The 13,286-nt window shown below is 37.7% G+C and carries 11 protein-coding genes; 6 read left to right on the top strand and 5 right to left on the bottom strand.

The genetic code is table 11. The features are described from left to right. Genes P4V41_RS17340 through P4V41_RS17325 form a run of 4 tightly spaced genes read right to left on the bottom strand, consistent with a single transcriptional unit; the run spans position 1 to position 7,280 of the window. Entirely contained in the window at positions 1–3,198 is a 3,198-nt protein-coding gene (locus P4V41_RS17340; protein WP_328086431.1) for a hypothetical protein, read from the bottom strand. After that, on the bottom strand, positions 3,195–4,628 hold the full coding sequence (locus tag P4V41_RS17335) for a glycosyltransferase (RefSeq protein WP_328086598.1): 1,434 nt from the start codon (positions 4,626–4,628) through the stop codon (positions 3,195–3,197). The genes P4V41_RS17340 and P4V41_RS17335 overlap by 4 nt, the downstream gene beginning before the upstream one ends. Next, complete coding sequence (locus P4V41_RS17330; RefSeq protein WP_328086430.1) at positions 4,612–5,661, bottom strand: hypothetical protein; 1,050 nt, start codon at positions 5,659–5,661, stop codon at positions 4,612–4,614. The genes P4V41_RS17335 and P4V41_RS17330 overlap by 17 nt, the downstream gene beginning before the upstream one ends. 2 nt (positions 5,662–5,663) lie before the next feature. Next, positions 5,664–7,280, bottom strand: coding sequence for a diguanylate cyclase (locus P4V41_RS17325; RefSeq protein WP_328086429.1), 1,617 nt, complete (start codon positions 7,278–7,280; stop codon positions 5,664–5,666). Positions 7,281–7,673: 393 nt separating this feature from the next. Here P4V41_RS17325 and P4V41_RS17320 point away from each other — a divergent pair, with 393 nt between their 5' ends. The 5 genes from P4V41_RS17320 (at position 7,674) to P4V41_RS17300 (ending at position 11,518) form a co-directional block, all read left to right on the top strand. Further along, positions 7,674–8,954, top strand: a complete 1,281-nt coding sequence (locus P4V41_RS17320; RefSeq protein ID WP_328086428.1) for a serine dehydratase subunit alpha family protein — start codon at positions 7,674–7,676, stop codon at positions 8,952–8,954. A gap of 220 nt (positions 8,955–9,174) precedes the next feature. Then, entirely contained in the window at positions 9,175–9,978 is an 804-nt protein-coding gene (locus P4V41_RS17315; RefSeq protein ID WP_328086426.1) for an aminoglycoside phosphotransferase family protein, read from the top strand. Positions 9,979–10,053: 75 nt separating this feature from the next. Next, positions 10,054–10,443: a VOC family protein gene (locus P4V41_RS17310; RefSeq protein WP_328086425.1), complete on the top strand. Its 390-nt coding sequence runs from the start codon at positions 10,054–10,056 to the stop codon at positions 10,441–10,443. A gap of 2 nt (positions 10,444–10,445) precedes the next feature. After that, positions 10,446–10,910, top strand: coding sequence for a hypothetical protein (locus P4V41_RS17305; protein ID WP_328086424.1), 465 nt, complete (start codon positions 10,446–10,448; stop codon positions 10,908–10,910). Between the two features lie 17 nt (positions 10,911–10,927). Then, a complete protein-coding gene (locus tag P4V41_RS17300; protein ID WP_328086423.1) occupies positions 10,928–11,518 on the top strand; it encodes a hypothetical protein in 591 nt (196 codons plus the stop codon). A 22-nt stretch (positions 11,519–11,540) separates the two neighbouring features. Here the strand turns inward: P4V41_RS17300 and P4V41_RS17295 are convergent, their stop codons facing one another. Beyond that, on the bottom strand, positions 11,541–12,083 hold the full coding sequence (locus P4V41_RS17295; protein WP_328086596.1) for a nucleotidyltransferase family protein: 543 nt from the start codon (positions 12,081–12,083) through the stop codon (positions 11,541–11,543). Positions 12,084–12,483: 400 nt separating this feature from the next. On the opposite strand from P4V41_RS17295, the gene P4V41_RS17290 reads away from it, so the two are divergent. Continuing rightward, positions 12,484–13,260: a TerC family protein gene (locus P4V41_RS17290; protein WP_328086422.1), complete on the top strand. Its 777-nt coding sequence runs from the start codon at positions 12,484–12,486 to the stop codon at positions 13,258–13,260. The last annotated feature ends 26 nt before the right edge of the window (positions 13,261–13,286 follow it).

Genomic DNA, 13,286 nt, shown 5'->3' with positions numbered 1-13,286 from the left:
TCATTCCCCCAATTCCTTTACATTTTCAAATGTTTTCTGCATTTCATAATAAGATTGTTTTAATCGCTCTTGGTATTTAGGTTCATCCCATTCATTCCATTTATACTTTCTTACGTTCTGAAGAGAAATCACATCATTTTCTAGATGTGGAAGTGAGTCACCAACAGCTCCGTTCCCTTTATACGTGTAAGCACCAATGGCAAAACCATCTGTTTTCTCACTAGCCGACAACGTATCCTTCCACATATCTCCCATTACCTCATGCAGACTAGGATCTTTTACGTTAAGAAGAAGCCATGGAATTCTTATTTCTATAACACGTTCTTTTTCATTCACACTAACATCGGTTAGAGAATCATAGTTTTTATCTGCTGGATTTCCATTACCAAAGTGTAGTTTCCCAGTTTCAAATGATTGAAAGGGTATGAATTCTTTCGTACTCGGTATTGTAAGTTCTTTGTTTAAAGCCATTTCTATTGGATGATAGATACCATTATTTTTTTGATTGGCATACCTTTTTTGCTCAATCATTTTCAGTTCATGTCCATACATGTAATAGTTGCTATCGTAATAACTATCAACTAAAATTCTAGATTTACTCGGATCAATAAGACTTATAGCAAATTCGACACCAGTATCCGTACTAAGTTCTCCATTTGGTGTAGACAGCTGCCCTTGATTACGGATGGTATCAATTAAAATAGTTGTATTCAATCTCTCAGAATCTACTTTGCTGTTGTAATCCAGTCGCATATATACATAGCGGTTATCACTCGTTACATATAAAGCTTTTATATCGCTATTTTTAGTGCTACTTTTTTGATAAGGGGCTATCCCTTCCCAATCATATATTTCACCATCTACTTTAATAGGTGAATCTGAATCAAACGCTAACAAACCAAACTGTTGTTCATTCGTCTGAGCATTTGACCAAAACGGACGTCTGTCTGGATTGTCAAAGTCCATCGTATTCCATGTCCGTTTAAACCATTCATCCTGCCACGTAAATACCATGCCGCCTGCCATATGTTCTTCGACGATATCTTCAAATAGTCTCGTGTTAAATTTCCCTTGATCTTCTTCAGAATGGTGGCCTTGGTTCCATCCAAATGCGTTCTCATGGGTGATTCCTCTTGAACTTGGCACGCCAAATTCCGCAACGACGACTGGCATATCATGAACTTTCCTTAGATCATGTAAATAACCTGCATAATTGTTTTTCTTTCCACGATGATCCACATACTCCAGATACTTTTTCTCATAGTTTAAAAAGTCAGGATAGTATGGATATACGTGATACGATGCAAAATAACCTGATTGAAATGCATTTTGTGGCTTAATGCTGTTTGGATCAACAGAAACTTTATCCTCTTTTTCAAAAGGTTCGGCAGGATGTTTCAAGGTGTCTGTCGTAACCCAGTTCACATGACTCACTGCGTGCTGCCACTTATACGTTTTTGTTTCATAATCTGTTGTATAATTCAGCATAGATGTGAGCCAACTCTCAAACGGAGAAGCGTTTGAACTAGTGAAATACTCACCGTCAAGGCTGTTTTTGACTTGATGTTTCTCGTTCGTCGAAACCACCACTTCCGGGTCCCATTCTACACCAAGGATAAAGCCTAAAACATAAGGTGAAATATCGTTCTTATACTCACCACCTGCATGTCCTGGCAACTTCGGAATCTTAGCTTGACCGTGAACAATATCCACGACATGTTTGATTTCCTTCTTAAATGATTCTGTTACTTCTGGCGCATAAACATCTTGCTTTTCCTTCAGCTGATCCTCATTCACCCATACACCATGAAAAAGATACAACGGCTTTTTAGCGATCTTATTATATTCATAAAAAGCTTCATAAAAGCCTGGGGGATGAATCGTATAGACACGGATAGCATTTGCGTTCATCTCACCGATTCGTTTAAACCAACGGAAATATTCACTTTTAGAAATGGCTGTCTCACCTGGGAAGCTTCCTGGTTTCGCAATTCCCATGTTCACACCTTTTATCAAGAATTTTTTCCATTTCCCGTTCTCAAGAATTTGTAAATAATCACCTGATGCCTTTGCGTTTATCTTAACCCCATTCTTTTCTTCGACATGAATCGTAGCATTTGTTTTCTTAGCACTTTGCTCGTTTTGCAAAAGAGTTTTCATTAATGGCAGATACACCTTCCAATAAAACGTACTTCCTTGACCATCATCTAGAGCAAATTTCTGTTTAATGAAACTGATGCCCCATGTTTGGTACAACTCGGGAAGTTCCGCTTGATCGGCATAGTCACCAGCAAAGTAAGTAGCTTTATATACTGCATTCTGATGCTGTATAATGGCTGGGAACATTAGAGGAATATGATGTTTTTGAATCTTGTTTTTCCCGTTATCCGTTAGCTTCAATTCGTAATTTGCCATTATTTCATCGTCATTTATCGGTTTAATAATATCGAACCAATAATGATACGGTACTGATGGGTCCAATCCAAATGTTTTCTTCCCTGCCTTAGTAAAAGTGAACTGAGCACCTTTTTTCTTCATGTCTTTATTCTCTAAAATAACCATCTCGCCATTCTCATGCACGAACAACATACCACCACTCTTAAACGTCCACTCTCCATAACGATCTTTATAGTTCTCCTTCACCCAGCTGGGAACTTCTTCGCCGTTTAAATTTGAAAAGTATCTGCCAATCCATCCTGACCACTCCACATTTAACAGCTCTGATATTCCATCTCTTGCTTCTTTACTAGTTGGGCTCGCAAACGTATTAAATTCCGCGATGAGGTCCGTTTGTCCTGACATGACAGTACGTCTAATATTCTCAACTTCTTTAGGTGTCAGACCACCTTTGACACTTGGTTTGTTTTTCTTATTGAGAATTTCAACACCATAGCTATCAGCCACATAAAGGATATCTAGCTCTTTATCCTTATTAAACCTTGGCACAGACCTGCTAAAATGCTTACTCTCTCGGTATACTTCTTCTTTCTTATTTACGATCTTTAAGTGGTTTAACGTCCAAACTAGTCCACCATGTTCTCTGTATAAATCTTCTTTTACCGTTTTATCCACAATAGCAACGTCTAGCACACGATCTTGTTTGATCCACCACATCCAAAACGGAGAAGTAATCAAACCGATGATGAGCAGAATAAAAAGAAAAAAGAAACGTTTCCTTGATTTTTGTTGTGAATTCATTGTGAGATTCCTCCGGATACACCTTTTCTCTTCATTTCTCCCCATGATTTTTTACCTCGAATCGCTTGAACCAACCCTTGACAACGCCAAATCACAGTTAACGGACGATACCATAGTGTTTCTGTTAGTGAATACCCAAAAAGTTTAACGATGTCCGATATTTTTGGGTATTTACGAAGACTCCATTCCTCTAAGATCACTGCTCCCATTGAAGAAAGTGAGCCGATCAAGACTGACAAGAGAAAGAACAGCAATGCCATCTCAATATAGATACCCCCTAGAAAAAAAGAGAGTACCACAAACAAGTAACCACATAGCTCTACGACAGGTCCTGCCAATTCAATGATCCAAAAATAAGGAAGAGATACCATTCCGATCGATCCATACTTTGGGTTTAAAAGCATAGATTTATGAATCCATAGACTGTCAAACAAACCTCTATGCCAGCGATTTCTTTGTCTATGAAGATATTTAAGATCATCAGGAGCCTCTGTCCAACAGACTGGATCTGGTACATACACAATTTTTTTGTTCTCTTTTTTATCTTTAATCAGCTTCTGAAGGCGTACAACTAGCTCCATATCTTCGCCTACCGTATCCCGCTTATAGCCACCTGCTTCAATCACCCATTTTTTTGAGAACACACCAAAAGCTCCTGATATGATCAATAGCCAGTTATAACGGCTGAGCCCGATTCGTCCCATTAAGAACGCTCTCAAGTATTCAATAACCTGCATGATAACGATCGGATTCTTCGATAGGCCGATCCTTTCAACTTGCCCCTCATGAATATCACATCCGTTAGCGATTCGAATACTTCCACCTGATGCAATCACAGTCTCATCCGAGTCTATGATCGGTTTCATCACTTTTAGAAAAGCGTCTCGTTCAAGAACTGAATCACCGTCTAGTGAACAAAAGTAAGGATAGTTAGAAATATTGAGCCCCGCGTTCAGTGCATCTGCTTTACCACCATTCATCTTATCCACCAGCCATAGATTCGGATAGATCACCGATTGGTAGACACCTTTTATGGTCATCGTCTCAAGCCTCATCTGAATAACCTTCTTCACCTTTTTCATTTGAAAATGTTCGATAACGGTTTCTACCGTTGCATCTCTAGATCCATCATTGACAACAATCACTTCAAATTCTGGGTAGTTGATGCTCAAGAGTGAACGAACACTTCCTATGATTCCAAGCTCTTCATTATAAGCAGGTACGATAATAGAAACTGGCTTTGTGTAACTCGCATCCATATAGTCTTCATAACGTTCATAAGAGTCGATCTTCTCTTCCCTTTTTAACTGAAATGCAGCTAAAATAAACAGGAGTCCATAAAAAAGGACAACGCCTGACATATAAAACAAAATAAACCAGCCAAAAACACGAACAAGTTCGAGCCATAACTGACTAATAACTGTAACCATCTGCAATTCCTCTCTCGATCCATTCTGATGCCATGTCTCTGGCAAAAGGATCATCACTGGTAAACCGAACATCATACAAACGTTCCAGACCATTGGTATAATTTAAAAAAGACTTTGCAGCTTCAGCACGTACCATCCACGATGAATCTTTTATAAGTACTTCAAGAATATCCAGACCGTTTAAAGCTCGTGTCTTCCCAATCACCTTGGCCGCCATCAACCGTTCTTCCCACTTTTCTGATTTTGCGAAACGTCCTATGACTTCAGTGTCAGATAGGAATCCAACTTCACCTATCGCTTTCATCGACCGTATACGAATTTCAAACCGCTTATCAGCTAACTGACTTTCTAAAAAGATAACAAAGTCTAATTTCTTTTGGATTCCAATCATATCGATGATGGCTAACTTTAATGACTCAGGAAAATGCAAGTAATCCTCCACTAAAGTTTTGAATAACGCATCTTCCACTCTATTTAAAATACTTCTGTACTCTAGTACTGAAAATAAGGCTGCTACGGACTGAAATAACTGAGAGAGTGCGCGATCTTGGTTATTGGCTAAACAACGGAAAATAATAAGCTTTTCTTCTTTTGATGTGTCTTGATTCTTCAACTTACATTTAAGCACTTCTGAAAGGGAACTCATCTTAAAACCATCAACCTTATAAAGAACATTCATCCTGCTGCTCCATTTTTTTTGTTTTAAGATAGATTCATACCTTTCATGAAAAATTTCGTCTGCCAATGAAGAGATTCGCTGCTTACCCGCTCCATCAATAACGGTTGAATACTCTGTTAATAGACGTTCAATCGCAATAAACTTTATCGCTGAGTCCGGGATTAAAAGACGTGATTTTTGTTCACGATACAGGTAATCGTAGATCGTTAAATGAACTTGTTCTTTATAGTTATTGATTTCTTTCTCTTGTGAGTTCTCAACAGCCTTCTTGATGACTAAATATGTGAACATGCTTGTTAATAAAGTCAATAAAACTATTGCGATGCAAACTAAGAGAGAAATTTCCTGTGACAACATCATTTCACCCTTTGCACTAACACTTTTATTCTCGCTTCTAACTCACGAATACTAAAAGGTTTTGTTAAATAGTCATCTGCACCTAAATGCAGAGCACGCACAATGTCCCCCTCTGCTTTTCGTGCTGTGAGCATTAAAATTTTGTATTGGTTTGTATCTGTAAATTTGCGGATCTTCGTTAATACTTCGATTCCGTCCATCTTAGGTAAAACACCATCAAGGATGATCAAATATTCATCGTTAGATTGATGCCAATTATCCGCAAAGAATGAAAGGCCATCTTGAAATGTTTTTATTTCAAGCTCATAATTTTCAACCTCTAGACTGGTAAAAAAGCTTTCGAGCATTTTCCTAATGACTTCTGAATCATCGATGATTGCTACGCGAAGTCGACGGTTCAACTCTTCTTGCGTGCTTGCCGTTTCAACTCTCCCTCTTCCGTTTTCTTTTGCTGCATAGAGAGCACGATCTGCAGTTCTTACTGCTTCTGCTAAAGAAACAGGACTGTGTACCTCATAAACTCCTGCAGAAAAAGACACAAAGAATGAATGTTCTTCATAAACAAAAACGTTCTGACTCAAATTTTCTAAAAGTCGACAAGCGGTCTGTTCCGCTTCTTTAAGCTTCGTATATGGCAAAAGAAGAAGAAATTCTTCTCCCCCATATCTAACAACTACATCCTGATTCCGAAGTTGTGTTCGAAGAAAATCAGCAAACTTAATAAGCACGTGATCACCAGCAGTATGACCATATGTATCATTTATTTTTTTGAAGAAATCTACATCAATCATGATCATTGAGAAGTTATCCTTGTGTCTCAAATGTTCAGAAGAAATTCGTTGATAGGCTTCTTTAAGAAATTTCCGGTTGTATACTTTTGTTAACTCATCTTTCATAAGAGTGTCTTTCACAATTTTCCTTCTTTTCACCTGTCGATCAATCCTTGCCACATACTCATCCCATTCTAATGATTTTAGGAAGAAATCATCAGCACCTTTTTGATAAGCAGCTATTCGCTTCTCTTTATCATTAGAAGAACTGATAACAACGATTGGAATAAGTTCAAAAGCAACGGTCTCCCTTACTTGTTTAATAAAATCGTACCCATCGATCTCTGAACTAAATGGATTTACGATTAGACAATCTGGGCTAAGGTCATAAAACATCGATAGAGCTTTTTCAATGGTTGGAGATACGACTACAGCAAAGCCGTGATTCTCTAGTTGTTCTTTACTGTATATGAGATAAGGTACATCTTGATCTACAATTAGAAGAAGGGGCTTATCACACTGATCTGTGCTCGGAGTAAATTCAGAAGATAATGTCACGGCAAGGTTCTTTTGGTTAGCATCAAACAAATTTGTCACTGGACTCAAAAAATGAGCAACTTCTATTGAACTCCAGCTTTTTTGCTCATGACTCATCTTGTTCATCAAGTCAGCTGCAGCTTTTGAAATTTCTATGAGCGATATCGTACCTGCCGTACCTGTGATGGTATGCAAAAATTGGTGAAGCTCTTCATGAGAAACTGGAACTTCAGTACTTTTCCATTCTTGGACCTGTTTTGTTATCTTTTTTTGAAGCATGATTTGATATTTTGTCAATTTGGAATCCATTATAAAAAACTCCCTACAAAGGTGTTAGTTCTTACTCATTTATAATAATTATTATTTATGACAGTGCCTAGTGATTTTGAACAGAATTTCAAAAAAGTTCCTTTTCACCCATTTTACCTTTAAATTAAAATCGTTTCCCCGCTTCATCATGTTAGATACACGAATGAATATTGTTCTTTCGACTTATATAACCCTGATTTATTATTTTTATTTAGGTACTAAGCATGGTGTAATATCTACATTCTTTATATCGACTTCATGCTAAAGACCTGCATATTTTTTTAACACCTTTCTAAAAAAGACATTTAAAATTGATAAGACTTTCCTCTTCTTTTTGTATTAATTAACCGTTATTGTTAAGGAAGAGAAACTTTTGAGGAAGAGGTTAAATCCATGATCAACGAAAACATATGTAAACTTCTTGAAAAAGAACTCGTTGTGGCACTCGGTTGCACTGAACCTGTTGCAATCGCTCTCGCATCAGCTACTGCCAGAAAATATATAAGCGAGCCCTTAACGTCAATCTCTGTCAAAGCGAGCGGTAATGTTATTAAAAACGCTTTATCTGTAGGAATTCCCGGCATGAATCACACAGGTATCGATTTTACAGCAGCTCTCGGTATGATTGCAGGAGATCCTTCAAAAGGTCTTCAAGTACTTGAAGGTGTTACACGTTTTGAGGAAGAGAAAGCGATTGATTTGGTTCAGAGCGGGATTGTTTCTGTTGCAACTGCTGACGGTCCTGAAAAGTTATATATAGAAGTCGAAGTGAAAACTTCTTCAGAGACAGCAATCGTTGTGATATCTGGAGACCATACAAATATAAGCTTTATCTCTCAAAACGGAAAAGTGCTAGTAGATAAATTAAAACCACGTTTATCTACTAACTCTAATGAAGTTGTGGATTCTAATCTAACCATCGAAGATCTTTATACGTTTATTACGGAAGTCCCACTTCATCGATTGACTCTTGTTAAACGGAGTGTGGAGTTGAATTCTGCGATCTGTAAGGAAGGTCTTTCGAATGACTATGGTTTAAAAGTCGGAAAAACTTTGTATGACCAAACAAAAAAAGGTATTCTTTCAGATGATCTAGCTACTTATAGTATGGCGCTATCTGCTGCAGGGTCTGACGCACGAATGGCCGGATCTACAATGCCTGTAATGGCGAACTCTGGCAGTGGAAATCAAGGAATCGCTGTTACAATGCCTGTTGTAGCCGCTGCAGAGAAGCTAGGTGTAACAGAAGATAAAATGTTACGGGCAGTGACATTGAGTCACCTTTTATCTATTCATATGAAATCAAAGTTCGGCCGTTTGTCTGCACTCTGCGGTGTTACTGTTGCAGGTGCTAGTGCATCAGCTGCTATCACCTACTTGCTTGATGACAATTTAGAAAAGATGAAAGCTGCTATACAGAATACATTAGGCAACGTTAGTGGAATGGTTTGTGATGGAGCAAAAGCCGGATGTGCGATGAAGGTTGCTACATGTTCAAGTGCCGCTGTTCAATCGGCTGTTCTAGCATCGAACGGATTGTGTATTCCATCGACAAATGGATTTATTGAAGAAAATGTAGAAAAGACGATTGAGAATTTCTGCAGATTAGGTGCTGAAACATCAAGTACGACTGATTCTGTACTTTTAGATATGATGGTGAATAAGCAACAATAACCCCGATAATGAAGAAAGAGCTGATCAGCTTTGATCAGCTCTTTCTTCATCCATTCTGTTACTGCTTTATTCGTTGACAACTTTTCACTGTCAGCGTTTAGATTGCTCTCCTCTTTATTGATACCGCTGTTAGTCAAACAAAACATTTGAACATTTCACCCTCTCTTAATGTGTTAAAATTATCCATATACAGATTTCAAGCTAAGGAGATAAAACCTATATGGAGCAAAAGCAAATAATTGGCAAAGGAAGTACCGCACAGGTCATAATCTTTTCTCCATCCGAAGTTGCAAAGGTTTTTCATGATCACATATCTGATGATTTTGTTGAGCATGAATATTCGATCCATAGTATCATTTCTCGATCAGGGCTTAAGGTTCCCAAAGTAAGATGGAGTAAACCGATTTCTGGGAAAAGAGTTCTAATTTATCAAAAAATCGAGGGGGATACGCTAACGAGTTTATTAGAATCTCAACCTCAAAAAGTACTTCATTACTTGAGGAGGATGGCGACTCTTCAAGCCAGCATTCACGATAAGAAATTATCATCTCTTCCCTCTCAATTTGATGTGCTGCAACAAAAGATTATTTCAGTAAAAGAACTAAATAAAGATCAAAAGAAAAGAATTCTTGATGAGTTAGAAAAACTGCCTAAAGACAAATGTCTATGTCACGGTGATTTTCATCCAGACAATATTTTAATCACAAAAGACGACGCTGTAGTCATTGACTGGTGTGATGCTGCGAGCGGCAACCGTATGGCAGATTTAGCTCGAACTATCCTCATCTTGCGTTACGGCGGATTAAAAGACAGCACATCTTTTTTGAATTATACAACTACTTTGTATGTACGAAAATTTTTAGCTATGTATTATAGAAAAAGTTATACTAGACATTACCAGTTCTCTTCGCGCGTCTTGGAGAGTTGGATGCTTCCCATAGCCGCAGCACGATTGAGTGAAGATCTTCCGGATACCGAGAAAAAATTATTGTTAACAATTATTACTAAAGGTATTAATAAGTAATTAAACTGTTATGAAACCTCTGCCTCGTCAAAAACGTTGTTAGTAGTTATTAAATGAAGTAAAGGAGAATTACATATGATATATGAAATGACGGTTCAAGTTCGTGTATCGAACATGGATGTTGGTCAAAAATATTATGAAACTCTGTTGAACCGGCCACCTGATTTCACACCACATGAAGGATTTGCAGAATGGGAGTTACTTCCTAACTGTTGGCTGCAAGTTGCAGAGGGAGACCCAACTGTTGGCAACGGACCTCTTCGTCTAGGTGTAGTCGATCTCGATGCTGAGAGAAAACGATTGATCGATGTTTTACATGTGGAAGACTTTGAAATTTTTGAACGTGTCGAAGTTCCTGTTAGATGGGCTACGTTTACAGATCCTTGGGGAAACCAGTTAGGATTGTTTGAATACAAAGATTCAGAAGCCATGAACGAAAAGCTTCGACAGTTAGTTAGGAGATAGTTATGAGAGTCATCATTTCATCAGTAATATCGGTACTTTGTGGGGCATTATTCTTTTTTGCTATTCCTGGCGGAAATCCATTTAAGCTGGATCTACAAGGTGTGTTATTCGGTCTATTCTTTGGAATCGTTACAGCTCTTCCCTTTTTTCTTTTTTGCACATTGCCAATTGCATTTATTATTGAATCTTCTAAAGATAGAATGAGATTGAAATTTAGATTCCATCTTCTTTTATATGTAGCATTAAGTATCGTATTTCTTTTGATATACCGCTTTACCATCTTCTATTGGGCTAAGTTTGAAGGACTGAACACGTTTGCTGTGTTTGGCTATGGAATTACGTGTTCTATCGGCTTTTGTTTAAGTTATGCGTTATTTCGACCAAGAAAAAAGCGTGATCCGAAAGAGCCTAAAAAGCCTTCAGGTCCATCTGACATAAAAAGATACAGAAGTAAAAGTACTGTTTGATGGAGAGGAACATGGGGATGAAGAAAAAAAGATTTTGGTTCATTTTACTTGGATTTGTTCTCCTATTCCTATTGATAAATTATTTCTTTCCATTCTCACCTCTCAGCATAAAAAAATCCATTCGTTATAGTGGAGATCAAGTACTTATTGATGTATATAGATCGGAGTTAAAAGCATTCAAGTTGGAATACGAACCTCTTCTCAATCAACAAAGAAAAAATGAATTGATCCAAGACCGGACTACGAATGATGTTGAATATCTATTACAAATGTACGAACTTCCTTGGTTGGTTGACAAAGATTCGATAACTATTACACAAAAATTGTTAACTGATATGGATTTTGAAGTTAATGAAGCAAAAGATATACTCATCAACCTTACGTTTCAAGAGGAATATTCAAAAAGTACGAAGGGTTATATGCAAAGCTTATTAACGCAAACATTAAGTCTTGAAAGGGAAATTGATCAACTGAAACACCATTCGAGTCTTCATCCACGAAGTACGATTGATCGGCAACTACGGAACCTACACGTCCATTTCATCTCAAATTTCAAGATGCTATCTACTTTCTATAAGGAACATCTAAGGTCAAAACAAGAAGCTTGAGCACTAGCGCTCAAGCTTCTCTCTATTCTACCACTCTAACTTTGTACCAAACGGCTTCCCAATTTTTTTTCTTCACGCGCTCTTTATACTTGTTTCTTCTGTTTTCAGTTTTTCTGTAACTACCCGTTGGTCTTACCTTCATGTTTAAAACATCTTCTATTCCACATGGAGCAGCAAGTATTAATTCATTCTGTTCATTAAGCGTAACTCCAAGAGCAGTAACCGTTTCAGGAAATTTGGAGATTGCATCAACTGTTGAAGTGTAGGGTTCGAAATCATCATTGACGAGATGCATTCTCGCTTCATTTTTTACAGACCACGGCAAATCTGGAATGAGTTCTAAAAGCATTTCCTCATATTTTTTTTCGCTCTCTTTGTTCAAGTTATCAGGATTGAAATAAACGACATCAATATCTGCCAGTCTTGTTCTTTCTTGAAAATCATGAAGCGTATCCCAAACTTTTGATCGCACAAAGCCTGCACATATCCACCAATCTGGTAAATCTAACGTTTTGGCAGCACGTAAAATCCGCATCATCCATTCATCATTTTTAATCATGTCCATTATGTATTGATGTTGATCCACCTTTTCATCCCCTTTTTTTCTTTGTATATATGATAAGGATAGTAAAGTAATCTCGTCTGTTATCTTCCACACTTTTTAAAAGATAAAATAATTGACATGTTTAAAGCAAGCATAATATGATAATAGTAACTTCATAACTCCTAAAGGGGAGTAGCTTTTACAATATAGTCGTCATTTCGGAGCTTCGTGCTCTCGGCTATATTGGCAACTTTAACGTTGTTAGCAAGACCTTTACCGTTCGGTTGGTAAGGGTCTTTTTATTTGTAAGACCTTTGCCTGCTATTGGTAGAGGTCTTTTTTATTTGTTATCAGGAGGTTGCTTCATGTAAATGGTTCTCGCTTCATTCATGCATCTATCATTTTTTAAGGAGGAACAAAAATGGAACTATCAATCTTGTTAGAGTATGGTTGGATCTTATTAGTGCTAATCGCATTAGAAGGCTTATTAGCAGCAGATAATGCACTGGTCTTAGCTATTATGGTAAAACACTTACCAGAAGAGCAACGAAAAAAAGCATTATTCTATGGTTTGGTCGGTGCTTTCTTTTTCCGTTTCGCATCACTGTTTGCCATTTCATTCTTAGTCAATGTATGGCAGGTTCAAGCGATCGGAGCTGTATATCTTCTGTTCATCGCACTTAACCATATCTTCAGAAAAGTTGTCGTTAAAAAAGCAGATGATTCTACTGAAATGTATAGATCCGAAAAGAAAAAATCTGGTTTTTGGACTACAGTATTAAAAGTTGAACTAGCAGATATCGCGTTTGCAGTCGACTCTATACTCGCGGCTGTAGCACTAGCAGTAGCACTTCCCGATTCAGGTCTTCCTAACATCGGTGGTCTAGATGGTGGAAAGTTCTTAGTGATCTTTGCCGGAGGATTGATCGGACTCATCATCATGCGTTTTGCGGCTAACTTTTTTGTTAAGCTTTTACAATCTAAGCCAGGTCTTGAAATCGCAGCCTTTCTGATCGTTGGATGGGTCGGTGTGAAATTAGCAGTTTATACGCTAGCACACAGAGACTTAGCTATCCTTTCTGAAGGTTTCGCGAAGTCACCTGAATGGAAGATTACGTTTTATGTTGTGCTAATCTTAATCGCTGCAGGCGGCTGGTTTCTTTCTAAAGACAAATCACCACAATCACAAACGGATTAACTAAAAAAAGAGGAGCTCTCGGGTAG

The sequence above is a fragment of the Fictibacillus nanhaiensis genome, assembly GCF_036213205.1.
GTDB lineage: Bacteria > Bacillota > Bacilli > Bacillales > Fictibacillaceae > Fictibacillus > Fictibacillus nanhaiensis_E.
Note: the sequence above shows the minus strand (reverse complement) of the source record. Positions and strands in the feature narration are given on the sequence as shown.

Bases quoted from the DNA above. Each gene is read 5' to 3' on its own strand.
- P4V41_RS17340 (WP_328086431.1), bottom strand. From the start codon at position 3,198: ATGAATTCACAACAAAAATCAAGGAAACGTTTCTTTTTTCTTTTTATT.
- P4V41_RS17335 (WP_328086598.1), bottom strand. From the start codon at position 4,628: ATGGTTACAGTTATTAGTCAGTTATGGCTCGAACTTGTTCGTGTTTTT.
- P4V41_RS17325 (WP_328086429.1), bottom strand. From the start codon at position 7,280: ATGGATTCCAAATTGACAAAATATCAAATCATGCTTCAAAAAAAGATA.
- P4V41_RS17320 (WP_328086428.1), top strand. From the start codon at position 7,674: ATGATCAACGAAAACATATGTAAACTTCTTGAAAAAGAACTCGTTGTG.
- P4V41_RS17315 (WP_328086426.1), top strand. From the start codon at position 9,175: ATGGAGCAAAAGCAAATAATTGGCAAAGGAAGTACCGCACAGGTCATA.
- P4V41_RS17310 (WP_328086425.1), top strand. From the start codon at position 10,054: ATGATATATGAAATGACGGTTCAAGTTCGTGTATCGAACATGGATGTT.
- P4V41_RS17305 (WP_328086424.1), top strand. From the start codon at position 10,446: ATGAGAGTCATCATTTCATCAGTAATATCGGTACTTTGTGGGGCATTA.
- P4V41_RS17300 (WP_328086423.1), top strand. From the start codon at position 10,928: ATGAAGAAAAAAAGATTTTGGTTCATTTTACTTGGATTTGTTCTCCTA.
- P4V41_RS17295 (WP_328086596.1), bottom strand. From the start codon at position 12,083: ATGGACATGATTAAAAATGATGAATGGATGATGCGGATTTTACGTGCT.
- P4V41_RS17290 (WP_328086422.1), top strand. From the start codon at position 12,484: ATGGAACTATCAATCTTGTTAGAGTATGGTTGGATCTTATTAGTGCTA.